This is a genomic window from Micromonospora sp. NPDC003944 (assembly GCF_053605225.1).
The window spans coordinates 60,913-86,757 of the sequence record NZ_JBSGIV010000019.1 but is presented as its reverse complement, the minus strand read 5'-3'; the positions used below and the strand labels follow the sequence as shown (position 1 = coordinate 86,757).

Sequence of the window (25,845 nt, the reverse complement as noted above, 5' to 3'; positions counted from 1 at the left end):
TGCCGGGGCCGTTGGACCGGTCGGCACGCGGGCGCGGCCACGATGAGCCGGCAGGACCGGGGCACCCAGGCCATGCACCAGGCACTGCCGCCAGCGCTGCGCGACGCGGTCGACGACTTCGCCGAGCACCTGTCGCGGGTCCGTAACCGCTCGGCGCACACCGTCCGCGCGTACGTCACCGATCTGGTCTCGCTGCTCGACCACGCCGTCCGGATGGGCTGCGTCGACCTCGCCGAGCTGGACCTGTCGGTGCTGCGCAGTTGGCTGGCACGGCAGCGCACCACGGGTGCGGCCCGCACGTCGTTGGCCCGCAGGGCCGCGTCGGCGCGGGCGTTCAGCGCCTGGGCGCACCGGGCCGGGCTGCTTCCCGCCGACGTGGGTGCCGCGCTGGCCAGTCCCCGCGCCCACCGGGAGTTGCCCACCGTGCTGCGCGCGGACCAGGCCGCGGCCCTGGTCGAGGCACCGACCCGGCAGGCACCGCCCACCAACCCGGCAGAGCGCACGAACGCAGCCCGCACGGACCAGGCGCGCACGCACACAGCCGACAGGGACACCGAGCCCGCGGACCCAACCCACACGGACCCAGCCTCCACCGGCCCAGCGCGCACGAACGCGGAATCCGACCCAGCTGCCGGGCCGCCCTCAAGCACGACGGACGAGACCGACGCGGTGCCGCTGCGGGACCGGGTGGTGCTGGAGCTGCTCTACGCCACCGGCGTACGGGTCAGCGAGGCGTGCGGGTTGGACGTCGGCGACGTCGACCACGGACGGCGGGTGATCCGGGTGTTCGGCAAGGGCCGGCGGGAGCGCTCGGTGCCGTACGGGGTGCCGGCCCAGCGGGCGTTGGACGACTGGCTGCGCCGTGGCCGCCCGGCGATGGCGGGACCCCGCTCCGGCGACGCGCTGCTGCTGGGTGCCCGGGGTGGTCGGCTCAACCCGACGACCGCGCGTCAGATCGTCGGTGCGTACGCCGAGACCGCCGGCCTACCCCGCACCAGTCCGCACGATCTACGCCACTCCGCCGCCACCCACCTCCTGGAGGGCGGCGCCGACCTACGCGCCGTGCAGGAGCTGCTCGGTCACTCGTCGTTGGCGAGCACCCAGATCTACACCCACGTCTCGGTCGAGCGGCTGCGGGCCGCGTACCGGCAGGCCCATCCGCGCGCCTGATCAAGGACCGAGGACATGGTTACGATCATCACGTGAGCGACCCGCAGCCCCCTGAGCCGATCCCGGGCGCCCGCCTGCTCTTCTCCCTGGACCCGGCGGTCAGCCACCTCAACCACGGCTCGTTCGGGGCGGTGCCGATCACGGTGCAGCGCGCCCAGCAACGACTGCGCGACGAGATGGAGAGCAACCCGCTGCGCTTCTTCACCCAGGGCGTGGTCGACCGGATCGCGCACACCCGCCGGCACCTCGCCGGGTTCCTCGGTGCCGACCCGGACAGCAGCGCCCTGGTGGGCAACACGACCACGGGCGTCGCCGTGGTGCTCCAGTCGGTAGGCCTTCAGCCCGGTGACGAGGTGCTCAGCACCGACCACGGGTACGGGGCGGTGAGCCTGGCCATTCAGCGCGAGTGCCGGCGCACCGGGGCGGTCAGCCGGGTCCTGCCGATCCCGCTGGCCGCCACCGACGAGCAGATCGTGCAGATCATCCGCGCCGGCCTGCGCCCCGGGCGGACCAAACTGCTCGTCGTCGACCAGCTCACCTCGGCCACCGCGAAGCTCTTCCCGACGGCCGCCATCGTCGGGGTTGCCCACGAACACGACGTGCCGGTCCTGGTGGACGCCGCGCACGCCCCGGGCATGCTGCCCACCCCGGTGGCCGGCATCGGCGCGGACTTCTGGGTGGGCAACCTGCACAAGTGGGCGTACGCCCCGCGCGGGACCGCCCTGCTGACGGTGGCGGCACGGTGGCGGGACCGGATCGAGCCGCTCGTGGTGTCCTGGGAGCAGGAGTCGGGTTTCCCGGCCCGGCTCGAGTGGCAGGCCACGCTCGACTACACCTCCTGGCTGGCCGCCCCGGCGGGCCTGTTCACGATGCGCAGCCTCGGTGTCGACCGGGTGCGGGCGCACAACGCCGCGCTCGCCGCGTACGGCCAGAGGGTGGTGGGGGACGCTCTGGGGGTGACCCCCGCCGACCTGCCCGACCCGGGCGGGCCGGGGGTGTCTCTGCGCCTCGTCCCGCTGCCGCCCGGCACGGGCACCACCATCGACGCCGCGCGGGCGTTGCAGGCGCGCATCGGTGAGCGGCTCGCCGCCGAGGTGGCGGTGATGAGCTGGGACGGCCGGGGGTGGCTGCGGCTCACCGGGCAGGTCTACAACGCCGCCGACGAGTACGAACGGCTCGGCGCGCGGCTGCCGGCCCTGCTCGCGCAGCGCTGACCGGACGCCGGAAGCGGAAACCGGGACCGGACCGACCGGGACCGGGCCAACCGGGACCGGGCCGACCGGGAGCAGGCGCACCGGGCCGAGGCCGAGCAGGGCGAGCGGGTCGAGATACTCCTCGCCCCGGCGCAGGCCCCAGTGCAGGCACGCGTCCGCCGGGCAACCCGGGTGGCCGGGCAGCAGTTCGCCAAGCGGTGCGCCGGCGGTGACCGTCTGACCGGGGCGTACCCCGGGTTGCACGGGCTCGTGGGTGGTTCGCAGCCCGTCGACGTGCCCCACGGTGACCACCGGTCGGCCGGCCACCAGGCCGGCGAAGAGGACGGTGCCCGGCCCGGCGCTGCGGACCACGGTTCCGGCCGGGGCGGCCAGGTCGACGCCCCGATGGCCGGAGAGCCACGGCTCAGGTGGCGGGTCGAAGCGGCGCACCGGCTGCGGCGGCCCGTCGAGCGGCCAGCGGAAGCGCTCGGCGGCAGCGGGCGCGGACGCGGACGCCTGGAACGCGATCGGCACCCTCGGCGTCGGTGGCTGGCCGGGCACCGCCGCGACAAGCACCGCCAGGCCGCAGAACAGCGCGGCAAGCGCCAGTGGCACGGCGGCGCAGAGCAGCACGGTACGGCCGATCGAACGGACCGATGGTTGTCGCATGACGGCAGCCTCCGGTCATGTTCGGGTGGGACACCAGCCCGGTCGTCGGACCTGTGGACAACCGACGGCCCTGTGGACGACCACCCGATGCTCTCGGTGATCTGCTATGCGCGACGTCGCCGCCCAGGGCCTAGGCTGGGCGGCGTACGGCGGGTGCCGCCGTCTGCACCGGGGAGGCCCGCATGACCACTCTCGATGACCTGACGTCGTCCTCCACCGGGCCGGCGGTGGCCGACGTGAGCGACCCGTCCCGGCTCGCGGAGCCGGAGGAGGCGATCAGCGCCGAGGAGTTGCAGCTCGCGGCCCGCAACCACGGCATCCCGTTGGAGGCGCTGCGCTACGACGTCACCCCGGCCGGGCTGCACTACCTGCTGATCCATTACGACATCCCGGCGGTCGACTCGGCGACGCATACAGTGACCGTCGGTGGGGCGGTGGACCGGCCGCTGACAGTCAGCCTCGCCGACCTGCGCGAGCGGCCCCGGGTCACCCGGCAGGTGACCCTGGAGTGCGCCGGCAACGGGCGGGCCCTGCTGCACCCCCGGCCGGTCAGCCAGCCCTGGCTGGTCGAGGCGGTCGGCAACGCCGAGTGGACCGGCACCCCTCTCGCTCCGCTGCTGCGCGAGGCGGGCATCGACCCGGAGGCGGTGGACGTGGTCTTCACCGGCGCCGACCACGGCGTGGAGCGCGGGATCGAGCAGGACTACCAGCGGGCGCTTCCGGTCGCCGACGCGCTGCGCGAAGAGGTGCTGCTGGCGTACGAGATGAACGGCGCTCCCCTGCTGCCGCAGCACGGCGCGCCGCTGCGGCTGATCGTGCCGGGCTGGTACGGCATGGCGCATGTGAAGTGGCTCCACTCGATCGAGCTGCGGACCGAGCCGTTCGAGGGGTACCAGAACGCGGTGGCCTACCGGGTACGCCGCGACGCCGACGACCCGGGCGTGCCGGTCACCCGGATCGAGCCGCGGGCGCTGGTCCGCCCGCCCGGCTTCCCCGACTTCATGTCCCGCCGTCGGGTGCTGCGCCCCGGGCCGTGCACCCTGGACGGTCGGGCCTGGTCGGGGCACGCGCCGGTGGTGGGCGTGGAGGTGACCACCGACGGTGGGCAGAGCTGGGCACCGGCCGGGCTGGACCCGGCGGACGCGGGGGACTTCGCCTGGCGACGGTGGCGGCACGAGTGGGTCGCCACGCCCGGCCGGTACGTGCTCGGCGCGCGGGCGACCGACGCGTCCGGGCGGACCCAGCCGATCGAGCAACCGTGGAACCGTGGTGGCTTCGCCAACAACATGATGCAGCGGGTCGAGGTCGTGGTGCCGGCCGAGTGACCGACGGCGGGTCACGCCACGGGTGGGGGGCCCGTGGCGCGGCCGGGCGGCTCGGGTGCGGTCAGCCGCCGAAGCCGGAGTCGGCGGGCAGCGAGATGTCGGGCTTCTCCAGCTCCTCGACGTTGACGTCCTTGAAGGTCATCACCCGGACGTTCTTCACGAAGCGGGCAGGACGGTACATGTCCCACACCCAGGCGTCGTGCATCTCGACCTCGAAGTAGACCTCGCCGTCGGAGTTGCGCACGTGCAGGTCGACCTGGTTGGCCAGGTAGAACCGGCGCTCCGTCTCCACCACGTAGGAGAATTGGCGGACGATGTCGCGGTACTCCCGGTAGAGCTGCAGCTCCATCTCGGTCTCGTACTTCTCGAGATCTTCCGCGCTCATCGCACTCCGCCTTCCATGGCCACATCTTCCCCCACCGGCGTCGGAGGCCGAGGCTGCTCGCCCAACGCCACGCCGACGGTACCCCCTGACGCCCGTGAGCGCTCCATCGGCTCATCCGAGGCGTGGCCGCCGGGCCGTCGGGCGCGCGGCGGCCGACCGTCGCGGCCGGAGACCGCGGCGACATTGACGTACGAGAACCGGTGCTCCCGGCACGGCCCGTGCTCCCGCAGCGCCGCCGAGTGCTCCGGGGTGATGTAGCCCTTGTGCTCGGCGAAGCCGTACGCCGGGAACACCCCGTCCAGCTCCACCATGAGCCGGTCCCGGGTGACCTTGGCGAGCACGCTCGCCGCCGCCACGCACGCGGCCACCCGGTCACCCTTCCACACCGCCAACCCGGGCACCCCCAGGCCGTCCACGCCGAAACCGTCGGTCAGCACGTACTCCGGGCGGGTGGTGAGCGAGGCGAGGGCGCGCCGCATCGCCGCCAGGTTGCACACGTGCAGACCCCGGGCGTCGACCTCCTCGGCCGGGATGACCACCACGGCGTACGCGAGGGCGCGGTCCACGACCTCGGCGTACACCCGTTCCCGGCTGGCCGGGGTGAGCAGCTTCGAGTCGGCCAGCCCCTCGATCTCGCCCCGCCGCCCCTCGGGCAGCACCGCCGCGGCGGCGACGAGCGGGCCGGCGCACGCCCCCCGGCCCGCCTCGTCGGCACCGGCGACGTGCCGGAAGCCACGTCGCTGCAACGCCCGCTCCAGGGCGTACAGGCCGGCCTCTCGACGCACCACGGTGCGCGGTGGGGTCAGCACGACGCCTCGTCCGGGCCGGCGGTGGCCGACTGCTCCAGCCGAGTCAGCAGGGCGGGCAGCTCGGGCGGGTAGAACCGGTCACCGCTTGCCGCCAACTCGCCGGGAACCCACCAGCGGTGGTCGGCGATGCTGCGTCGCTCGATGTCGTTGAAGCCCGTGGTGTCCACCCGCCAGGAGTCCACCCGGAGGAGGAAGAAATCCTGTTCCTGGCGGTACCAGGTGCCGTCGAAGGAGAACTCGGTCGCGTCGGACCAGACCGACTCGCCCAACTCGGCCGGATCGACCCGCAGGCCGGTCTCCTCGGCGAGCTCACGGGCCGCGGCCGACGCCGGGGACTCCAGCGGATCGAGCCCGCCGCCGGGAGTGAACCAGTATCGGTGCCCGGGCCGGGCCGGGTCGAAGCCCTCGAACAGCAGGACCCGGCCGGCCGCGTCGACGAGCAGCACCCGGGCCGCGCGTCGAAGGGTGTAGGCACGGTCGTCGCTGTTCGCGACTGCGGGGCTCGCACCCTCACTCCTCGCGCTCACGGTCACCGCACCAGCCTGCCAGACCGAGGACGGATCGCCCACGCCCCGTCGGCCTACGGCTTGGGAATGCCGTCGAACCCGTCGGGCACCGTCAGCCAGGTGGCCCGGCTGACCGGCCAGAAGACCGTGAACGCCCGCCCCACCACATCCTTCTCGGGGATCGTCGCCTCGGTGATGTTCTGCCCGGACTGCTGCCAGTGCTCCAGCGAGTCACCGGAGGCCGAACGGTGGTCACCCATCACCCACAGCCGACCCTCCGGCACGGTGATGTCGAACTCCTGGTCCGCGGGCTTGTCGCGGATGCCGTCCATGGAGAAGATGTACGGCTCGTCGAGCGACTTGCCGTTGATCATCAGCCGTTCTTCCGGGTCGCAGCAGACCACGTGGTCGCCGGGGACGCCGATGACCCGCTTGATGAAGTCCTCACCGTCGGGATTACCGCTCCACGCGGTCGGAGCCTTGAACACGATCACCTCACCGCGGTGCGGTGACCGGAAGTCGTAGACCAGCTTGTTGACCAACACCCGGTCATCGATCTTGAGAGTGTTCTCCATGGACGGGGAGGGGATGAAGAAGGTCTGCAGCACGAAGGCGCGGACCAGCACCGCGACCAGGATCGCCACACCCAGCAGGATCGGCAGCTCCTTCCAGAAGGAGCTGCGCGGCTTGTCGGTCTGCTCGTCAATCACGCCAAGGAGCCTACGTTGCCCGGCTGGACGTCACCGTCCGGAACGCGCGGGAACCACGGAGCGCGGCAGCCAACGGAAGCATCAGCAGCACACCGCCCTGCGGAGTTGGTCGTGCCGGAGGTGCGGTCGAGGAGGCCGTGGCCGGCCCGGACACGTCCTCGAACGTCGACGGCACCGACAGCGCACTCCAGCGCGACGAGGGCCAGACCACCATGAAGGCCCGGCCGACCACGTTGTCGATCGGCACCGGCCCCTGGCACCGCGCGTCCTGGGAGACCTCGCGGTGGTCGCCCATCACGAAGATCTGGCCGGGCGGCACGACGACCTCGTCGAAGCGTCGGGAGCGGCACTCCGCCGGGTTCGGCGGCAGGTCCAGTGGTGAGTCCCGCAGGACGTACGGTTCGTTGAGCGGGGTGCCGTTGACAGTCACCCGGCCCTGGCTGTCGCAGCACTTGACCCGGTCACCGGGGAGACCGATCACCCGCTTGATGAAGTCCTTCTCACCGGGACGGCTCACCCCGACCAGATCGCCGACCGTGCGGGCGAGCCGACCGCCGACGCCGGGCTTCGGCTGCTCGTCGACCTGCGGCGCCCAGCGGTCGGTGCCCCGGAAGACCACCACCTCGCCGCGCAGCGGGTCACGAACGTCGTAGACGACCTTGTTGACCAGCACCCGGTCACCGATGAGGAGGGTGTCCTCCATCGAGCCGGACGGGATGAAGAACGCCTGGAGCAGGAAGGTGCGGATCAGGACCGCGAGGCAGAACGCGACCACGAGCAGCAGCGGCAACTCCTGCCAGAGGGGCATCTGCCGGCGGGTGCGGCGAGCCCGCCGGCGCCACGGATCGACGGTGCCGTCCTCGTCAAGCGTCTGCACCACGCCACTCCCCGGTCCGCAGAAACACCACCGCCCGGGAGCCTCGTCGAGGCTCCACGGGCGGTAGTGGACAACTGCCCGCCACGTGGGCGGGGCCGCCGCCTCGCTGCGCCCGTACGACCAGGGTAGTGCGCTCTGGTCGGTACGGCATACGCGCAGCTCGGGCGGCGTGGCGAGCGGGAAGTCAGCTGGGCTGCTTCTCCCGCTTCTCCTTGATCTTGGCCTTCTTGCCGCGCAGCTCACGCAGGTAGTAGAGCTTGGCGCGACGCACGTCACCGCGGGTCACGACCTCGATCCGGTCGATGCCGGGACCGTTGAGCGGGTAGGTCCGCTCGACGCCGACACCGAAGCTGACCTTGCGGACCGAGAAGGTCTCGCGCAGACCGTCACCCTGGCGGCGGATCACGACGCCCTGGAAGATCTGGACACGGGACCGGTTGCCCTCGACGACGCGGGCGTGCACCTTGACGGTGTCACCGGCCCGGAAGTCGGGAAGGTCGGTCCGCTTCGACTGGGCGTCAAGGGCGTCCAGGATGTTCATCGCTGCGTCCTCGTAAGGCTCACGGCGCACCGTCACTCGGTGCGCGGGTGGGTGATTCTGATCCCCGGGTGGTGGTCGGCGGACCGACCCCGGTCGGGGATCCTCGCAGCCGACCGCGGGCGCGGGCGGATGCGGCAACCCCCCTACTTTGCCACATCCCCCGGCGGAGGTTGAAATCCGGCCTGGTCCAGGGCCGCGATGTCCCGTTTGTCGAGCCGATCGGCGGGCAGCGCCGCCAACAGGTCCGGACGGCGGGCGGCGGTCCGCAGCAGACCCTCCTCGCGCCGCCAGCGGGCGATCTTGCCGTGGTCACCGGAGCGGAGCACCTCCGGCACGTCGTGCCCGCGCCAACTCGGCGGCTTGGTGTAGATCGGCGCCTCCAGCAGCCCGTGCGCGTGCGACTCCTCGTCCAGCGAACCCGCGTTGCCGAGCACCCCGGGCAGCAGCCGGGTGACCGCCTCGAGCATCACCAGGACCGCGACCTCACCGCCGAAGAGCACGTAGTCGCCGAGCGAGACCTCGGTGACCGGCATCCGGGTGGCGGCGTGCGCCAGGACCCGCTGGTCGATCCCCTCGTAGCGGCCACAGGCGAAGAGCAGATGCGACTCGGCGGCCAACTCGTACGCCATGGCCTGGGTGAACGGGGCTCCGGCGGGCGACGGCACCAGCAGCCGGGGCGGCGGGGCGGCGACCGGCGCGAGGGCGTCGAGCGCCTCACCCCAGGGCTCCGGGCGCATCACCATGCCCGGCCCGCCACCGTAGGGGGTGTCGTCGACCGTGCGGTGCACGTCGTGCGTCCAGGTCCGCAGGTCGTGCACGGCGAGCTGGAGTACGCCGTTGGCCCGCGCCCGTCCGATCAGCGACAGGTCCAGCGGGGCGAAGTACTCCGGAAAGATCGACACGACGTCGACGCGCATACGGGCTGGTCCTAGAGGTCGAGCAGTCCGGCTGGCGGGTCGACGATCACACGTCCGCCGGCCAGGTCGACCTCCGGAACGATCGCCCGGACGAACGGGATCAACGCGGTACGCCCCTCAGGCCGCCGCAGCACCAGCAGGTCGGACGAGGGCGCGTGGTCGATGCGGGCGACCTCGCCGAGGCGTTCGCCGGCCGGGGTCACCACGGCCAGCCCGACAAGCTGGTGGTCGTGGAACTCCTCCGGGTCGTCCGGCGGGGCCACGTCGGCGCTGTCCACCACGAGCAGCGTCCCGCGCAGCGCCTCGGCGGTGTTGCGGTCCAGGATGCCGTCGAAGGCGACGAGCATGCGGCCCTGGTGGAAGCGGGCTTCCTCGATGGTCAGCTCGGCCGGGACCCGGAACGGAACCCCGGGCTGATCGGTGGAGGGAGGGGGCGTCGCCCCCGGTTCGGTGCGCAGCACCGTCCCGGGGGCGAACCGTGCCTCGGGCTCGTCGGTCCGCACTTCCACGGTGACCTCACCACGGACACCGTGCGGCTTGCCGATCCTGCCGACGACGAGCTGCATCAGTACGAGTCGACGATGTCGACGCGAACCCCGCGCCCGCCGATGGAGCCGATCACCTGGCGCAGCGCCTTGGCGGTCCGGCCGGACCGCCCGATCACGGTGCCGAGGTCCTCGGGGTGCACGCGGACTTCGAGCCGCTTGCCCCGACGGGAATCGACCATCCGCACCCGGACGTCATCCGGGTGGTCGACGATGCCCTTGACCAGGTGCTCCAACGCCGGACGCAGTGGCATGTCAGGCCTGCTCACCGGCGTCGGCAGCGGCCGGAGCCTCGGCCGGAGCCTCGGTCTTCGGCGCGTCGGTCTCGGCCGGAGCCTCGGCCTTCGGGGCCTCGGCAGCCTTGGCGGCCTTCTTGGCCGGCTTGGCCGGGGTCTCCGGGGCGAGCCCGGCAGCGGCCTTCGCCTCGGCTTCGTACGCCGCCTTGCGGTCGGCCCGCTCCGCGGCGACCTTCAGCGGCGGCGGGGCCGGCAGGCCCTTGTACTTCTGCCAGTCACCGGTCAGCTCCAGCAGCCGCTGCACCGCCTCGCTGGGCTGAGCGCCGACGGACAGCCAGTACTGGACACGCTCCGACTTGACCTCGATGACCGAAGGGTCCTCCTTCGGCTGGTACACCCCGACGAACTCGATCGCCCGGCCGTCGCGCTTGGTGCGCGAGTCGGCGATGACGATGCGGTACTGCGGGTTGCGGATCTTGCCCATCCGCAGGAGCCGGATCTTTACGGCCACAGTTGTTTCGCTCCTGTTGCGATCTCACCGGCCCAGGCGGGCGGTGTGCATGGGTGAGCGCCGACGGCACAGTGGGGTTGGGCCGGAGACTACTCGGTGGACTGGCGACGTGCCCGGGTTAGAGGGCGCCGGACGCGCGCCGGATACCAGCGACCCATTCTGCCAGATCCGATGCCGATCTTCCGCATCGGACCCGGACAGCGCGGCGTCGGTGACCTGGAACACCGCTCAGCGCACCGGCGGGCGGTCCCACCCCGGGGGAAACTTGTCCGGTACGCCCCATTCCGGGGGCGGAGTGAAGTCACGCCAGGTGCCGTCGAACGGGAACTCCCCGGCCTCGGCGAGCGCGATCACCCGCTCCCCCTCGGCGCGGACCGCCTTCTCGTCGGTCACCCAGTAGTCGGCGCCGAAGGCGAGCCGCTCGACGAACTCACCCTCGTCCTTCCACTCCCAGCTGCGGTCCGGCCACACCACCACGTCCAGGTCCTGGTCCACCACGTCGACACCGGCTACCGGCCCGTCGTCCCAGCGGACACCGTGCTCCTCCAGGTTGACGTACCAGTGGGCGAACCGGCCCTGGGCGTCGGAGAACCACCAGACGGAGTGCGCCGCCCCGGTGGGCAGGAACTTCAGCAGCGGCGGACCGTTCCAGCGGCCCTGCGCCAGCCGGTACGTCGAAGAGACCCACTCGGCGAACGGCATCGCCCGCATCCCCAGCCCGGCCTCGGTCACCTCGTGCGCCACCGGCGAGTCCCGGGCGACCCAGACCAGCAACCCGCGATCGTCGTCGCTGACCACGCGGGCCGGCCGGACCCACCCGATCCGGCCGTGCCGCACGTTCCGGTGCATGATCAGCCGGCCGGGCGCGAAGCGCACTACCGTCCGACGCCTCAGTAGGCGCGGGCGAGGATGGCGACCAGGTCCGGCTCGTCCTCCGAGTCCGGCACCGAACCGTCGGCCCGCAGCAGGCAGCGCACCGTGACGCCCTGACCGTTCGCCTCCGCCTCGCCCGCCACGCCGACCGCCGACCACGGCACCCGCGCCCAGCCGGTCGCGGCCGCCTCGATCGCCTCGGCCAGGGTGGCCACCTCCACCGTGCGCGACTCGCGGTTGGCCAGCGCCTGGTCGTGCAGCAACTGCTGGTCGGCCTCGAGGGCGGCCAGCACCGCGGCGACCACGTCGGCAACCGGCGTCGGCGCCTTCGAACCGTCGGCCCGACGCACCACCGTCGCGTTACCGACAGCCAGGTCACGGGGGCCGACCTCGACGCGTACCGGATAACCGCGCAGCTCGGCGTCGACGGCCCGGCGGCCGAACGCGGTGTCGGTCCGGTCGTCGAGCGCGACCCGGACACCGGCGTCGCGCAGGCCGTCGCGCAGCTTGGCCGCCGCCTCGCCGACGCCGTCACCGTCCTTGACGATCATGATGTACGCCTGGATCGGCGCCAGCCTCGGCGGCACGCGCAGGCCGTTGTCGTCGCCGTGCGCCATGATCAGCCCGCCGAGCATGCGGGTGGACGTGCCCCAGGAGGTAGTCCAGGCGTGCTCCCGGCCGCCCTCCCTGGAGGAGTAGCTGATGTCGAACGCCTTGGCGAAGTTCTGGCCCAGCTCGTGGCTGGTGCCCAGCTGCAACGCCTTGCCGTCTCCCATCATGCCTTCGCAGGTGTACGTGGCCGTCGCGCCGGCGAAGCGCTCGCGCGCCGTCTTCAGGCCCACCACCACCGGAATGCCGATCACGTTGACCATCAGGTCCTCGTACGCCTCGTGCAGGATCCGCCGCGCGTACGCCCGGGCGTCCTCACGGGTGGCGTGCGCGGTGTGCCCCTCCTGCCAGAGGAACTCGCTGGTACGCAGGAAGATCCGGGGGCGAAGCTCCCACCGGACCACGTTCGCCCACTGGTTCAACAGCAGCGGCAGGTCCCGGTACGAGTCGATCCACTTGGCCATGAACTCGCCGATGACCGTCTCGCTGGTGGGACGCACCACCACCGGCTCGGCCAGGGGCTTGCCACCACCGTGAGTGACGACTGCCAGCTCCGGCGAGAAGCCCTCGACGTGCTCCGCCTCGCGCTTGAGGTAGTTCTCCGGGATGAACAACGGGAAGTACGCGTTCTCCGCACCCGCCGCCTTGATCCGGGCGTCCATCTCCGCCTGCATACGCTCCCAGATCGCGTAGCCGGCCGGTCGGATGACCATGGTGCCGCGAACCGGGCCGTTGTCGGCCAGCTTCGCCTTGGCGATCAGGTCCTGGTACCAGCGGGGGAAATCCTCCGCACGGGGAGTGAGCACGCGTGCCATGACCGCACATCCTATGCGCCGCGCGCGCGGACACCGCGTCCGGGAGTCGCCACCCCGCACCGTGCCGTCCTCCGCGTAGACGCTCAGCAGCCCGCGCGGCGCTGGGCGGGCGGGGAGCGCACCCGTAGAATTCGACAACCATGGCTACCCCGACGGACCCCCCGCGCCAGCGGCTGCGGGACACGATCGTGGACGCCGCCCGCGCGCGGACCATCGCCGTCGGGTGGGACGCGGTCCGGATGGGTGGGGTGGCCACCACGGCCGGGGTGAGCCGGCAGACCGTCTACAACGAGTTCGGCAGCAAGGCGGGCCTCGCCGAAGCACTCGCCCGCGCCGAGGTGGACCGCTTCGTCGGCGACGTTCGCGACGCGCTGCTCGCACACGGCGGCGACGTACGGGCCGGCGCGTACGCCGCCATCGCACACACTCTCTCCACGGCGGCGGACAACCCCCTGGTCAAGGCGATCCTGACAAGCGCCCGGGGCGGGTCGGACGAGCTACTGCCGTACCTCACCACCCGTGCCGAAGTGGTGCTCACCGAGGCGTCCGGCGCGCTTATCGACTGGGCCGGCGACCACCTGCCCGGGGCGGACCAGGCCACGCTGGCCTTCGCCGCGGACACCATCGTCCGCCTGGTGGTCAGCCACATCGTGCTCCCCCGCGAACCCATCGAGCAGACCGCGACGGCCCTCGCCGACCTTGCCGTACACCTCTTCAGCGCCGCCGCCCGCCCAGCTCCCTGACCCCCCGCACCCCGCACCCCGCACCCCGCACCCCGCACCCCGCACCCCGCACCCCGCACCAAGATCCGAGCAACTTCCCGGATGTTGCTGCCTCAGGCGCGCGGGAGGCAGCAACATCCCTGATGTTGTGCGGATCTTCTTGGGCCCGCCATGATCTCGATGCCCCGCCAAGATCGCGCTCGATCCTGGATGTAGTGGCATCCCGCGACGCCGAGGCCCCTCCATCCTGGTTCGAGCACGATCTTGCTGCGGCGTGCGGGGGTGCGGGGCACGGCGCGCGGGGCACGGGGCACGGCACGCGGGGGCACGGGGCACGGCACGCGGGGCGCTCGACGGGCGCGGAGTTCGCCGGGGGGCGGTCAGCGGATGACTCGTCCGCGGAGGATCGTGCGGGACGGGGCACGGACGACGCGCAGGTCGTCGCGGGGGTCTTCGGGGTAGACGGTCAGGTCGGCGAGGCCGCCCTCGACCAGGCCGGGGAAGCCGAGCCACTCGCGGGCGCCCCAGGAGGCGGCGGCAAGTACGTCGATGGGTGCCATGCCGGCCTGGTCGTGCAGCAGCAGCATCTCCTCTGCGGCGAGCCCGTGGTCGATGCCGCCGCCGGCGTCGGTGCCCACGTAGATCGGTACGCCCGCCTCGTGCGCGGCACGCACCACCTCGGGGAAGCCGTCGCGGAGGGCGAGCATGTGGTCGGCGTACCCGGGGAACTTGCCGCGCGCCTGTTCGGCGATCCCGCCGAAGGTGGCAATGTTGATCATTGTGGGGACCAGCGCGGTGCCCTGTCGGGCCATCTCGTCGATGAGGTTGAGGCTGAGCCCGGTGCCGTGCTCCACCGAGTCCACCCCGGCCCGGACCATGATCTCGACCGCCGACTCGGAGAAGGTGTGCACGGCGGCGCGTACCCCGGCGTCGTGCGCCGCCCGCACGGCGGCGGTGAGGGTGTCCGCGTCCCAGGCCGGGGCCAGGTCGCCGACGCCCCGGTCGATCCAGTCGCCGACAAGCTTGACCCAGCCGTTGCCGGCCCGCGCCTGCTCCGCCACCGTCGCGGCCACGTCGGTGGCGTCAACCTCGACGCCGATGTCGCGCAGGTAGCGCTTCGGCGGGGCGACGTGCCGGCCTGCGCGGGCCAGTCGCGGCAGGCCCGGCTCGTCGTCGAGTTCGGGGTACGGGTACGGCGAGCCGGCGTCGCGGATCGCCAGCACCCCGGCGTCCCGGTCGGTGTGGGCCAGTTCGCGGGCCTGGTCCAGCGAGGTGATCGGGGCGCCACCTCGGGCGATGCCGATGTGGCAGTGCGCGTCGACCAGCCCCGGAAGCAGGAAACCGCCGTCGACGACCGTCTCCGCGCCGGGCACCGGTGTGAAGGTCACCCGGTCGCCGACCAACCAGAGATCGCGGACCTCGTCGTCCGGGAGCAGCACACCGCGCACGTGAAGAGCCATGCGCACAGTCCTACCCGATCACTCCTCGTCGGGGGCGAGCAGGTCGTTCTTCCGCACGGTGAGGGCGGGCAGGTCCACGGAGACCTTCCACGGCCGCTCGGTGACGAACAGATCCTCGGTGTGCGCGACCTGCTCATACTCCCGGTTGGCGCCGAGCGCGTACTCGGTGAGCGTCACGTGGTCCTGGAGCGGGTCCACCACCCAGTAGGACTGGACACCGGCGTGCGCGTAGACCTTCGCCTTGTCGTACATGTCGCGGAAGCTGGAGGTCGGCGAGACGACCTCCACGGCGAGCAAGGCGTCCTCTACCGGGACGGGCGACCGGCCGGCGTGCTTGCGGCGGATGACCACCACGTCCGGGCGTGGCTCGTTGCGCCGGTCGACCCGCATGGACAGGTCGATGCTGACCAGGTATTCCGGTGGGCAGTTGACGCGAAGGGTGAGCAGCAGCTCGACACAGAACTCTTGGTGCACGGCAGTCGGCGACGGCACGATCAACCTTCCGTTGATCAGTTCGTACGGAAGGTCCTTCGGCAGGTCACCGAGGTCGTCGACCGTCCACTCGTGCCGTTCGGGCAGGATCGGGGCCGCGGTCATGACATCTCCTTCCAGGGGGCGACATCACCCTAAGCGCCGGATCAGTCGCCCGCCGTCACCGACACGCGTCAGCGCGGGCCCTTGTCGCCGCCCTTGCCGAGCTTGTTGAAGTCGATCTTCGGCAGCTTGAAGCCGGGCGGCAGGCCCTGCCCGGCGGCGAGGTCGTTCGGGTCCATGCCCGGCGGAAGCTGCGGCATGCCACCAGGGAAACCGGCCGGCATCCCGGCGCCGGTACGCGGACGACCGCCGCCCTTGGTGCCCTTGCGCTTGTTCTTCGGCGACTTGGTCGCCTTGCGCCGGCCGCCGCCGGGCAGGCCCATCATGCCGCCCATCTGCTTCATCATCTTCTGCGCGTCGGCGAAGCGGTTGAGCAGTTGGTTGACGTCCATCACGGTGACCCCGGAGCCGTTGGCGATGCGCGCCCGGCGGGAGCCGTTGATGATCTTCGGGTTGGTCCGCTCGCCCGGGGTCATCGACCGGATGATCGCGGTGACCCGGTCGAAGTGGCTGTCGTCCAGGTCGGCGAGCTGGTCCTTCATCTGCCCCATGCCGGGCATCATGGCCAGCACGTTGGCGATCGGGCCCATCCGCCGCACCGCGATGAGCTGGTCGAGGAAGTCGTCGAGGGTGAACTGCTCGCCGCCCATGAGCTTGGCGGTCATCTTCTCCTTCTGATCGGAGTCGAAGGCCTGTTCGGCCTGCTCGATCAGAGTGAGGACGTCGCCCATGCCGAGGATGCGGCTGGCCATCCGGTCGGGGTGGAAGACGTCGAAGTCCTCCAGCTTCTCACCGGTGGAGGCGAACAGGATCGGCTGCCCGGTGACCTCGCGGACCGACAGCGCGGCACCACCACGGGCGTCGCCGTCGAGCTTCGAGAGGACCACACCGGTGATGCCGACGCCGTCGCGGAACGCCTCGGCGGTGCGGACTGCGTCCTGACCGACCATGGCGTCGATGACGAAGATGACCTCGTCCGGCGAGACGGCGTCACGGATGTCGGCGGCCTGCTGCATCATCTCGGTGTCGATGCCGAGCCGGCCTGCGGTGTCGACGATGACGATGTCGCGGGCGGTGCGCTTCGCGTGCTCGATCGACGCGCGGGCCACCTGCACCGGGTCACCGGTGCCGTTGCCGGGCTCCGGGGCGTACACCTCGACGCCGGCGCGGCCACCGAGCACCTGGAGCTGCCCGACGGCGTTGGGGCGCTGGAGGTCGGCGGCGACGAGCAGCGGCTGGTGACCCTGGCCCTTGAGCCAGCGGGCCAGCTTGCCGGCGAGGGTGGTCTTACCGGAACCCTGGAGGCCGGCCAGCATGATCACCGTGGGCGGCTGCTTGGCGAACTGGAGCCGTCGCCCCTCGCCGCCGAGCACGTTGATCAGCTCTTCGTTGACGATCTTGATGATCTGCTGGGCCGGGTTCAGCGCCTGGGAGACCTCGGCGCTGCGGGCGCGCTCCTTCACGGCCGCGATGAAGCCCTTGACCACCGGCAGCGCGACGTCCGCCTCCAGCAGCGCGAGGCGGATCTCGCGCGCGGTGGCGTCGATGTCGGCGTCGGTGAGCCGCCCCTTGCCGCGGAGCTTGGTGAAGATCCCGGACAGGCGGTCACTCAAGGTGTCAAACACGCGAACATCCCGTTTGTCAGTGTTCCGGCGGGCACAACGCGGCCGGCACTGCGGAGTCCGGCCACCGCTAGGGTAGCCGCCCGGCCGCAAGGCCGCTGGCGGCCCGGCCTCACCCCGCAACCAACCCCGATTGGTACGCGAAGACGACGAGCTGGGCCCGGTCCCGGGCTCCCAGTTTGCCCATCGCCCGGCTGACGTGGGTCCGCGCGGTCGCCGGGCTCACCACGAGCTGTGCGGCGATCTCCTCGTTGTTCAGGCCCTCGCCGACCAGGCCGACGACCTGGCGCTCCCGGTCGGTAAGCGCGTCCAGCCGGGGGTGCGGGCGGAGCACCCGGGACGGCCGGGTGGCGAACTCCCGCACCACCCGTCGGGTCACCGACGGTGACAGCAGCGCCTCCCCCTCGGCGACCAGCCGGATCGCGCGCAGCAGCTCGGCCGGTCTGGTGTCCTTGGTGAGGAACCCGCTCGCGCCGTGCCGCAGCGCGTCGAAGACGTACTCGTCCAGCTCGAAGGTCGTGAGCACCACCACCCGCGTACCGGTCAGGTCGGGGTCGGCGACGATACGGCGGGTCGCCTCGATGCCGTCGACACCGGGCATCCGGATGTCCATCAGCACCACGTCCGGCCGTTCCCGGCGAGCCAGCTCGACCGCCCGCAGCCCGTCGGACGCCTCGCCGGCAAGCGCCAGGTCGTCCTCGCTCTCCACGAGCGCGCGCAGCCCCAGTCGGACCAGATCCTGGTCGTCGGCGATCAGCACCCGGATCACGTCGTCGGCTCCACGGGCAGCCCGGCGTACACCCGGAACCCACCGCCGGCGCGCGGCCCGGTGGTCAACCGGCCGCCGAGCGCGGCGACCCGCTCCCGCATCCCGGCCAGACCGTGCCCACCCTCGTCGCCGGCCGGACCCGCCCCGGTGTGCACCGCCCCCACCCCCCGGTCGGTGACCTCGACTGTCACCTCGTCCGCGTGGTAACCCACGGTCACCTCCGCGCTCGCCACCCCCGCGTGGCGCAGCACGTTCGTCAACGCCTCCTGCACCACCCGGTACGCGGCCAGATCCACCGAGGCGGGCAGCTCCCGGGGCTCACCGTCCACGCGCACCTCGACCGTGAGCCCCGCCCCGGCGAGCCGGTCGCGCAGGGCGGGGAGCCGGGCCAGACCAGGGACCGGCTCACGCTCGGCACCCCGCCGTACCGCCCCCAGGGTGACCCGCAGCTCGTCCAGCGCCTCGCGGCTGGTCCGGCTGATCGCGGTCAACGCCACCTCCGCCTGCTCCGGCCGCTTCGGCAGCAGGTGCAGGGCGATCTCCGCCTGCATGCTGATCGCGGCGAGCCCGTGCCCCACCACGTCGTGCACCTCCTGCGCGATGCGCAGCCGCTCCTCGTCGGCCTGCCGCCGCGCCTGTTCGGCACGGCTGCGGGCTGCTTCGGCACGGGTACGCGCGGCCGCCTCGCGACTCACCCGCGCCACCACCCCCACCGCGAACGGTACGACCACCCAGGCCGACGCGGGCAGCACTCCGGTCCAACCCGGCGCGGGCCCCCGACCGAAGAACACGTGCGCCGACAACAGGACGAACGCGCCACCCGTGGCGACCGCCGCCGGGCGCGCCGGCAGCCACACCGCGACCGTGTACACCGCGATCAGGAACGTGACCAGGATCGGCCCGTACGGGTAGCCGGCCAGCAGGTACGTCGAGGTGGCCACGGTGACCACGGCGAGGGTGACGACCGGGACGCGCCGCCGGACCAGCAGGGCCAGCGCGGCGACGGCGATCAGCAGCCGACTGGCGGCGTCGACCGGCCTCGACCCCGGCTGGTTGTCCCCGGCCAGACCTGTGGCGAGCAGCCCGAACCCGAGCAGCACCAGGGCGAGCGCGGCATCCGCCGCCGCCTCCGGCCACCGCCACTGCCCGCCTCGTCGCATGGCCGTCATTCTGCCCGCGCCCACGCCGCCCGACGTGCGTCGACGAGCGGCACCGCCCGTACGCCCCCGGACGTACCCACCCGCACCCCGCCCCCGCGCCTCGCCCTCGCCGCGCCGATCTTGCACTTTGTGTTGGCGAGGTACGGCTTCTGCGCGGTTTGCAGGGACACAAAGTGCAAGATCGACGCGGTTGTGGGGCGGGAACGCGTGAAAGGGGGCGAGGAGGGGGCGGGTGCAGAGCGGAAGAGCGGGAGGGGGACGGGTGGGAGGGGTTAGACGGCGGCTAGGACCGCTGCTTCCAGGCAGGCGCGGGTGGCGTCGTCCGGCCAGCCGCCGACCAGGTAGAAGGCGTCGACCACGTCGGCGCCGAGAGTGGAGATGCGGGCCGCGCGGACCAGGGCGCCGGCCTCGTCGAGCGCGCAGGCGACCCGGTAGAGCAGCCCGGCGGCGTCGGCGGCGCGCAGTTCCAGCAGGACGGCGTCGGTGGCCGCCTCGCGGTGCCAGACCACGCGTGGAGCCGCGCCGCCGGCACGGCTGGCGAGCGCGCGGCCGCGCAGCCGTTGGGTGACCGACACGTCACCGGCGACCGCCCGACGCAGGTCGGCGCGGAGGGGGACCGGGTCCGGCGGTAGGCCGTAGCGGGGCTGCACCCGGCACTCGACCAGGGCCCGGCCGTCGACGGCGGAGGCATCCGCGGAGATCACCTCCAGCCGGTGCAGCGCCAGGCAGCCGGCCACCGTGGCGAGCAGACCACGCCTGTCGGCCGCCGCGACCGACACCCGGTCGCCGGTCAGGTGGACGACCGGCAGCGGCCCGGCCAGCAGCTCCGGGTCCGGGGCGGGCGGCTCGGGGAGCACGCCGGTGTCGAGCGCGGTGCGGACCCGGGCGACCAGCTCGGCGACGAGTCGGCCCTTCCAGTCCGACCAGGCCGCCGGCCCGGTCGCCGCCGCGTCGGCGCGGACCAACGCGTGCAGCAGGTCGAGGGTGCCGGTGTCACCGACCGCCTCGGCCACCGAGGCGATGGTGACCGGGTCGGCCAGGTCCCGGCGGGTGGCCACGTCGGGCAGCAGCAGGTGCAGCCGGACCAGCTTGCCGATCAGCTCGACCTCCGGGGCGGGCAGACCGGCCCTGGTGGCCACCGCCTGGGCGACCGGCACACCGACGGTGCTGTGGTCGCCGGGGAGCCCCTTGCCGATGTCGTGCAGGAGCGCGCCGAGGAGCAGCAGGTCCGGCCGTTCCACCTCGCGGGCGTGCCGGCTGGCCTCGTGCGCGGTCTGCACGAGGTGCCGGTCGAGCGTGAAGCGGTGCACCGGGTTGTGCTGGGGCAGGCTGCGCAGCCGGGTCCACTCGGGCAGCCAGCCGTCCACCAGCCCGTACCTGTCGCAGGTCTCCCAGGCCGGCACCAGGCCGGCACCGGCGCCGAGCAGGGTGACCAGCGCGGCCCGGGCCTCCGCTGGCCAGGGGGCGGGCAGCGGCGGGCAGTACGCGGCCAGCCACTCGCAGGTGGCCCGCGCGATGGGGATTCGGGTGGTGGCCGACGCGGCGGCCACCCGCAGCGAGAGGCTCGGGTCGGGGCGCGCCCCGATCGCCGTGCGGGCGAGCACCAGCTCGCCGTCGTGTTCCACCACGTCGCGGGCGACCGGGCGGCGAGCCGGGCGGCCGTTCCCGCCCCGGGAGCGGCCGGAGCGCAGCCGGTCGGCGGCCCGGAAGGCGTCGTCCAGGGCGTGGCTGACCGTGCGGGCGTCACCGGCGACCCGGCGCAGCAGCGCGTCGCCGTCCTCCACGACGGTGCCGGGACGCCGTGCGGCCTCCGGCGGCCCGGGTTGGAGTTGTCGCAGCCCGAGGAGGCCGGCCACCCCGTCACGCTCCTGGGCGACCAGCCGGTCGACCCGTCGGCCGACCTGCTGGTGCAGGGCGTCGCGGGTGTCCAGCAGGCGCAGGTGGGCGGCGCGTACGGCGGGACGCAGCGCGTCGGTGATTCCGGCGGCGGAGATCGCTCGCAGCAGCCCCACGTCGCGCAGACCACCGGCGGCCTCCTTGAGGTCGCCCTCCAGCAGGAACGCCAGCTCACCGTGGGCCTGCCAACGGGCTTCGGTGACCTCCCGCAGGCCGGGCAGGTGCCGGACGGCGGTGCGCCGCCAGTGGTCGGCGGCGGTGCGGATCAGCGCGTCGGCAAGCGCCTGGTCCCCCACGACCAGCCGGGCGTCGAGCAACCCGAGGGCCACCTTGACGTCGTCCTGGGCTACCGAGAGCGCCTCGGCGACGGTGCGTACCGAGTGGTCGAGCCGAAGGCCCGCGTCCCAGACCGGGTACCAGACCGAGGCGGCCAGCTCGTCGGTGCCGGGCACCCCGGCGTGCACCAGCACCAGGTCGAGGTCGCTGTACGGAGCGCACTGCCGCCGCCCGAGCCCCCCGACGGCCAGCAGCGCCACACCCGCCCGGGCCGGCAACAGCCCGCGGAGAAAGGTGTCGTACGCGGCTGCCCGTTCCTGCCGGGCCGCCTCCCCGATTCCCCCCGGGACACCGACGACCTCGTTGATCAAGAGCTTCGCGCCGCCGTCGTCGCCGTGCCCGGACGCGTCCTTCTTGATCAACGAGGTCATGTCGTCGTGGTCAGAGCGCGTCGAGGCCGCGTTCGCCGGTACGTACCCGGACGACCTCTTCGACACCGGTGACCCAGACCTTCCCGTCACCGATCTTGCCCGTACGGGCCGCTCCGACGATGGCGTCCACCACCTTGTCGACGTCGATCTCGTCGGTGAGCACCTCGACCCGGATCTTGGGCAGGAACTCGACCGTGTACTCGGCACCCCGGTAGACCTCGGTGTGCCCCTTCTGCCGCCCGTACCCCTGAACCTCGCTGACGGTCAGCCCGGCCACCCCGAGGGCGTGCAGGGCCTCCTTCACCGCGTCCAGTTGGTACGGCTTGATGACTGCGGTCACCAGCTTCATGTCCAACCCCTCCATCCCAGGAACGTTAACCGGCGACCTTCTCGCTTACCGGCTCGGCGGGCTCCGCCTCCGGCTTGGCACCACTCGTGGCGCTGCCACCGGGGGTGCCGATGCCGGCCATCGCGAACGCGCTGCCCGCGCCGCCACCGGCCGGGGACAGGTCGTAGCTGCTCTCGGCGTGCTCGCCGATGTCGATGCCGTCGACCTCGGCCTCGGCCTTGACCCGGAAGCCGATCGTCTTCTCGATGACGAACGCGAGCACCCAGGCGATGCCGAACGACCAGACGGTGACGATCAGACCGGCGAGGGCCTGCCGGCCGAGCTGGGTCAGCCCGCCGCCGTAGAAGAGGCCGTCGGAGCCACCCACCACGTCGGTGATCGCGGCGTTGACCGAGTTGGTGGCGAAGAGGCCGAGCCAGAGCGAGCCGATCCACCCACCGACGAAGTGCACGCCGACCACGTCGAGCGAGTCGTCGTAGCCGAGCTTGTACTTGAGGCTGACCGCGAGCGCGCAGACCGCACCGGCCACGATGCCGAGCAGGACCGCCGCCCAGGGGGCGATGAAACCACAGGCCGGGGTGATGGCGACCAGGCCGGCGACGGCGCCGGACGAGGCACCGACCATCGTCGGCTTACGGGTCTTGACCCACTCGACAGCGATCCAGCCGAGCACCGCCGCCGCCGTGGCGAGCTGGGTGTTGATGAAGGCCAGGCCGGCGACCGAGTCGACGGTCAGCTCCGAGCCGGCGTTGAACCCGAACCAGCCGAACCACAGCAGACCCGCACCGAGCGCGACAAGCGGGATGTTGTGCGGCTTCATGCCCTCCCGCGGCCAACCGAGCCGCTTGCCGAGCACCAGCGCCACGGCCAGGGCCGCCGCACCGGCGTTGATGTGCACCGCGGTGCCGCCGGCGAAGTCCAGCGCGTGGATGTCGCCGCCGATGATGCCGCCGCCCCACACCCAGTGCGCGACCGGGAAGTAGACAAGGGTCGCCCAGCCGAAGGCGAACAGCAGCCAACCGGCGAACTTGGCCCGGTCGGCGATGGCGCCGCTGATCAGCGCGACGGTGATCACCGCGAAGACCATCTGGAAGGCCATGAACACGTAGAGCGGGACCCCGATGCCGCTGGGGTTCTCCGCCGTGGCACCCCACAGGTCGGTCTCGGCGAGGAAGGTCTTGGTGCCGAGGTACGCGGCCGGGTCGCCCCAGAAACCGTTCACGTCGGCCCCGAAGGCGACGCTGAAACCGTAGAACCACCAGAGAATGGAGATGAGCCCGATAGCCGAGAAGCTCATCATCATCATGTTGAGTACGCCCTTGGCCCGGTTGAGGCCGCCGTAGAACAGCGCCAGTCCGGGGGTCATGAGCAGCACGAGCGCGGTCGAAACCAGCAGCCACGTGGTATTGGCGCCGTCGATCGTCGGTGCTTCAGGCACGCTGGCCTCCTAAAGGGTGAAGTCCTCCTTCGCGGCTTTCCGGGGCAGCGTCGCCCGTAGGCCGGTTGCGCGGAAGCTTCGCGGCCGGCTGTTTCACTTTGGGTCCCGTGCGGGTTTCCGTTTCGTGACAGGTTGTTTCGGACGTGTCACGAACTCCGCACAGTCAGCAGCATGGACGACCGTGGATCGACCGGACAGCGGACGTCGATGGCTGACCGGTCAGACGCATCGACCGGTGCGCCGGACGGGCCTGGCCGGGCATCGATCGACCCGCGCTCAGCGGAGGGCGTTCTCCAGGGTGTGCCGCTCGTAGTCGAGCAGCCGCAGATCGCGCATCGGTCGACGCAGGTGACCCTTGTGCACGATCCGGACGAACGCCGGCTCACCGGCGGCGGCCATCCGCCGGATGCCCTCCACGTGGTCCACGATCCGCTTGCGGATGGTCCGGATCAGCCGGTGCCGGTCCCGCGGGATCAGCCCGTACGCGTCGGCGAAGAGCCGGAGTCGGCGGGGCCGGTCCGGGTGCTTCCAGCCGAGCGTGATCGAGTCGCGGTCCGCGAAGATCGGCACCCACGTCCAGGCCGCGTACGCCACGTCGTAGATCCGCGCTCCGGGTGAGGCGAGGTCGAAGTCGATCAGCCCGAGGGTGCCGTCCGGACGCCAGATCACGTTGTGCGGCGCGGCGTCGTGGTGGCAGATCACCTCGGTGTCCGGTGGTGGTGGCCCGAACGAACGCCAGACCGCCGCCTGCGGAGGGGTGAAGCCGTACTGCGCGTCGTGGAACATCCGCAGCATGGTGGCGACGGTGACCAGGGCCTCGTCGGTGACCCAGTGCGGGGCGAGCGGGTACTCCCCGCACTCCCCCTCCAGGTACGACAGCACCTCGCGGTTGCGCTCGTCCATCCCGAGCGCCCGGGGCGCGCCGGTGAACCCCACGTACTCCAGGTGGCGCAGCAGCGCGTGCACCGACGGGGTCCACGGTCCGGCGTTACGCCGGACCGTGTCACCCACGCGGACAACGGTGCTCACGTTGCCGCCGTGCAGCGGGATCTCCTGCGAAGTCACGTACGGTCTCCCGAGGCGCTGCGAGGCGTGGCCGGGGTCGCGCCAGCCCGCGTACGCGCGATCGTCAGTGGTCACCCGAGACTACGCGTCCCGGCCGGTGGCCTCGGTCCCGAGCAACGCGTCGACGAACTGCGCCGGGTCGAACGGGGCAAGGTCGTCCTTGCCTTCGCCGAGCCCGATCAGCTTCACCGGAATGCCGAGCTTGCGCTGTACGGCGATCACGATGCCGCCCTTGGCGGTGCCGTCGAGCTTGGTCAGCACCACACCTGTCACGTTGACCACCTCGGTGAAGACCCGGGCCTGCTCCAGGCCGTTCTGCCCGGTGGTGGCGTCCAGGATGAGCAGCGTCTCGTCGATCGGGCCCTGCTTCTCCACCACGCGCTTGACCTTGCCCAGCTCGTCCATCAGGCCGACCTTGTTCTGCAGGCGGCCGGCGGTGTCGATGAGCACGGTGTCCACGCCGGTGTCGATGCCACGCTTGACCGCGTCGAAGGCGACGCTTGCCGGGTCGGCGGCCTCCGGCCCCCGGACGGTCTCCGCGCCGACGCGCGAGCCCCAGGTCTCCAGTTGGTCGGCCGCCGCGGCCCGGAAGGTGTCGGCCGCGCCGAGCAGCACGCTGCGACCGTCGGCCACCAGCACCCGGGCGATCTTGCCGCAGGTGGTGGTCTTGCCGGCGCCGTTGACGCCGACGACCAGGACAACCGCCGGCGCGCCGTCCTTGGGGGCGGTCCGCAGCGAGCGGTCCAGGCTCGGGTCGAGCGCGTTGACCAGCTCGGCGGCGAGCAGTGCCCGCAGCTCGGAGGCGGACCGGGTGCCGAGCACCCGGGTGCGCTCGCGGAGCCGGTCGACGATGTCGCGGGTGGCGTCGACGCCGACGTCGGCGGTGATCAGGCTGTCCTCGATCTCCTCCCAGACGTCCTCGTCGAGGTGGTCGCGGGCGAGCAGGCCGAGCAGCCCCTTACCGAACACGTTCTGTGAGCGGGACAGCCGTGAGCGGAGCCGCACCAGCCGCCCGGCGGTCGGCTCGGGGACCTCCACCTGCGGTTCGAGCACCGGTGGCGGCTCGACCAGGACGCCGGTGGACAGATCGGACTCCGGTGCCTCGACCGGCGGGCCGGCGAGATCCTCCTCGGCCCTGGTGTCGACCTCGGTGCGCGGCAGCGGGGGCTCGGGCCGCCGCCGCAAGCGCGGCACGACCAGCCCGACTGTGCCGGCGATCAGCACACCGAGCAGGACCAGAGCGAGGACGAGATATTCGGCCATGCCGGAATCCTGTCAGATGCGGGCGACGGCGTCCCAGCCACCGCACCCCGAGCGGTGCCCGGAGTCTCCGCGACCGCACCCGGCAGATGCCCGGAAACCGGCGGTAGGC

Annotated in this window: 26 protein-coding genes and 1 pseudogene; 4 read left to right on the top strand and 23 right to left on the bottom strand. The window is 72.4% G+C overall.

The features are described from left to right. Positions 1-42: 42 nt before the first annotated feature. On the top strand, positions 43-1,170 hold the full coding sequence (locus tag ACWER9_RS12535) for a tyrosine-type recombinase/integrase (protein ID WP_452301925.1): 1,128 nt from the start codon (positions 43-45) through the stop codon (positions 1,168-1,170). A gap of 32 nt (positions 1,171-1,202) precedes the next feature. Then, entirely contained in the window at positions 1,203-2,384 is a 1,182-nt protein-coding gene (locus tag ACWER9_RS12530; protein WP_452301924.1) for an aminotransferase class V-fold PLP-dependent enzyme, read from the top strand. Positions 2,385-2,549: 165 nt separating this feature from the next. Here ACWER9_RS12530 and ACWER9_RS12525 read toward each other — a convergent pair. Then, positions 2,550-3,032, bottom strand: a pseudogene (locus ACWER9_RS12525) (peptidoglycan DD-metalloendopeptidase family protein); the annotation flags it as partial. Between the two features lie 182 nt (positions 3,033-3,214). On the opposite strand from ACWER9_RS12525, the gene ACWER9_RS12520 reads away from it, so the two are divergent. Continuing rightward, entirely contained in the window at positions 3,215-4,357 is a 1,143-nt protein-coding gene (locus ACWER9_RS12520; RefSeq protein WP_452301923.1) for a sulfite oxidase, read from the top strand. Between the two features lie 61 nt (positions 4,358-4,418). Here ACWER9_RS12520 and ACWER9_RS12515 read toward each other — a convergent pair whose 3' ends face one another. From ACWER9_RS12515 to proS, 12 genes are all read right to left on the bottom strand, one after another. Beyond that, on the bottom strand, positions 4,419-4,742 hold the full coding sequence (locus ACWER9_RS12515) for a DUF2469 domain-containing protein (protein ID WP_007075222.1): 324 nt from the start codon (positions 4,740-4,742) through the stop codon (positions 4,419-4,421). Next, entirely contained in the window at positions 4,739-5,551 is an 813-nt protein-coding gene (locus tag ACWER9_RS12510) for a ribonuclease HII (protein ID WP_452301922.1), read from the bottom strand. The genes ACWER9_RS12515 and ACWER9_RS12510 overlap by 4 nt, the downstream gene beginning before the upstream one ends. Next, on the bottom strand, positions 5,545-6,078 hold the full coding sequence (locus ACWER9_RS12505) for an NUDIX hydrolase (RefSeq protein WP_452301939.1): 534 nt from the start codon (positions 6,076-6,078) through the stop codon (positions 5,545-5,547). Before ACWER9_RS12505 ends, ACWER9_RS12510 begins: the two co-directional genes overlap by 7 nt. A gap of 53 nt (positions 6,079-6,131) precedes the next feature. Further along, positions 6,132-6,767 carry a signal peptidase I gene (lepB, locus tag ACWER9_RS12500; RefSeq protein ID WP_452301921.1) on the bottom strand — a complete coding sequence of 212 codons (636 nt, stop codon included), beginning with the start codon at positions 6,765-6,767 and terminating at the stop codon, positions 6,132-6,134. Positions 6,768-6,777: 10 nt separating this feature from the next. Continuing rightward, complete coding sequence (gene lepB, locus ACWER9_RS12495) at positions 6,778-7,647, bottom strand: signal peptidase I (protein WP_452301920.1); 870 nt, start codon at positions 7,645-7,647, stop codon at positions 6,778-6,780. A 181-nt stretch (positions 7,648-7,828) separates the two neighbouring features. Further along, complete coding sequence (gene rplS / locus ACWER9_RS12490) at positions 7,829-8,185, bottom strand: 50S ribosomal protein L19 (protein ID WP_030335223.1); 357 nt, start codon at positions 8,183-8,185, stop codon at positions 7,829-7,831. A 143-nt stretch (positions 8,186-8,328) separates the two neighbouring features. After that, positions 8,329-9,102 (bottom strand): tRNA (guanosine(37)-N1)-methyltransferase TrmD, encoded by a 774-nt coding sequence (gene trmD, locus ACWER9_RS12485; RefSeq protein WP_452301919.1) that lies wholly within the window; start codon positions 9,100-9,102, stop codon positions 8,329-8,331. 11 nt (positions 9,103-9,113) lie between these two features. Beyond that, the gene (rimM, locus tag ACWER9_RS12480) at positions 9,114-9,668 is read right to left on the bottom strand and encodes a ribosome maturation factor RimM (protein ID WP_452301918.1); all 555 of its coding nucleotides are present in this window, start codon (positions 9,666-9,668) and stop codon (positions 9,114-9,116) included. Continuing rightward, positions 9,668-9,928, bottom strand: a complete 261-nt coding sequence (locus ACWER9_RS12475; protein ID WP_172862164.1) for an RNA-binding protein — start codon at positions 9,926-9,928, stop codon at positions 9,668-9,670. The genes rimM and ACWER9_RS12475 overlap by 1 nt, the downstream gene beginning before the upstream one ends. Beyond that, complete coding sequence (gene rpsP, locus ACWER9_RS12470; protein WP_452301917.1) at positions 9,903-10,394, bottom strand: 30S ribosomal protein S16; 492 nt, start codon at positions 10,392-10,394, stop codon at positions 9,903-9,905. Before rpsP ends, ACWER9_RS12475 begins: the two co-directional genes overlap by 26 nt. Positions 10,395-10,622: 228 nt before the next feature. Continuing rightward, a complete protein-coding gene (locus ACWER9_RS12465) occupies positions 10,623-11,270 on the bottom strand; it encodes a DUF402 domain-containing protein (protein WP_452301916.1) in 648 nt (215 codons plus the stop codon). 14 nt (positions 11,271-11,284) lie between these two features. Further along, positions 11,285-12,691: a proline--tRNA ligase gene (gene proS, locus ACWER9_RS12460; RefSeq protein WP_452301915.1), complete on the bottom strand. Its 1,407-nt coding sequence runs from the start codon at positions 12,689-12,691 to the stop codon at positions 11,285-11,287. A gap of 140 nt (positions 12,692-12,831) precedes the next feature. Between proS and ACWER9_RS12455 the strand changes: the two genes are divergently transcribed. Next, positions 12,832-13,434, top strand: a complete 603-nt coding sequence (locus ACWER9_RS12455; protein ID WP_452301914.1) for a TetR family transcriptional regulator — start codon at positions 12,832-12,834, stop codon at positions 13,432-13,434. 359 nt (positions 13,435-13,793) lie between these two features. On the opposite strand, the gene ACWER9_RS12450 is transcribed toward ACWER9_RS12455, so the two are convergent. From ACWER9_RS12450 to ftsY, 10 genes are all read right to left on the bottom strand, one after another. Then, the gene (locus ACWER9_RS12450; protein ID WP_452301913.1) at positions 13,794-14,873 is read right to left on the bottom strand and encodes an amidohydrolase family protein; all 1,080 of its coding nucleotides are present in this window, start codon (positions 14,871-14,873) and stop codon (positions 13,794-13,796) included. Between the two features lie 18 nt (positions 14,874-14,891). Beyond that, on the bottom strand, positions 14,892-15,470 hold the full coding sequence (locus tag ACWER9_RS12445; RefSeq protein WP_452301912.1) for a Uma2 family endonuclease: 579 nt from the start codon (positions 15,468-15,470) through the stop codon (positions 14,892-14,894). Between the two features lie 68 nt (positions 15,471-15,538). Beyond that, positions 15,539-17,092 carry a signal recognition particle protein gene (gene ffh / locus ACWER9_RS12440; RefSeq protein WP_452301911.1) on the bottom strand — a complete coding sequence of 518 codons (1,554 nt, stop codon included), beginning with the start codon at positions 17,090-17,092 and terminating at the stop codon, positions 15,539-15,541. Between the two features lie 109 nt (positions 17,093-17,201). Further along, positions 17,202-17,858: a response regulator transcription factor gene (locus ACWER9_RS12435; RefSeq protein ID WP_452301910.1), complete on the bottom strand. Its 657-nt coding sequence runs from the start codon at positions 17,856-17,858 to the stop codon at positions 17,202-17,204. Then, positions 17,855-19,018, bottom strand: coding sequence for a sensor histidine kinase (locus tag ACWER9_RS12430; RefSeq protein ID WP_452301909.1), 1,164 nt, complete (start codon positions 19,016-19,018; stop codon positions 17,855-17,857). Before ACWER9_RS12430 ends, ACWER9_RS12435 begins: the two co-directional genes overlap by 4 nt. A gap of 272 nt (positions 19,019-19,290) precedes the next feature. Then, a complete protein-coding gene (locus ACWER9_RS12425) occupies positions 19,291-21,621 on the bottom strand; it encodes a [protein-PII] uridylyltransferase (RefSeq protein WP_452301908.1) in 2,331 nt (776 codons plus the stop codon). 10 nt (positions 21,622-21,631) lie between these two features. Further along, positions 21,632-21,970 (bottom strand): P-II family nitrogen regulator, encoded by a 339-nt coding sequence (locus ACWER9_RS12420; RefSeq protein ID WP_172862163.1) that lies wholly within the window; start codon positions 21,968-21,970, stop codon positions 21,632-21,634. Between the two features lie 25 nt (positions 21,971-21,995). After that, positions 21,996-23,408, bottom strand: a complete 1,413-nt coding sequence (locus ACWER9_RS12415) for an ammonium transporter (protein WP_452301907.1) — start codon at positions 23,406-23,408, stop codon at positions 21,996-21,998. A 276-nt stretch (positions 23,409-23,684) separates the two neighbouring features. Then, entirely contained in the window at positions 23,685-24,548 is an 864-nt protein-coding gene (locus ACWER9_RS12410; RefSeq protein WP_354943395.1) for an aminoglycoside phosphotransferase family protein, read from the bottom strand. A 6-nt stretch (positions 24,549-24,554) separates the two neighbouring features. After that, a complete protein-coding gene (gene ftsY, locus ACWER9_RS12405; RefSeq protein ID WP_452301906.1) occupies positions 24,555-25,736 on the bottom strand; it encodes a signal recognition particle-docking protein FtsY in 1,182 nt (393 codons plus the stop codon). Between the last annotated feature and the right edge of the window lie 109 nt (positions 25,737-25,845).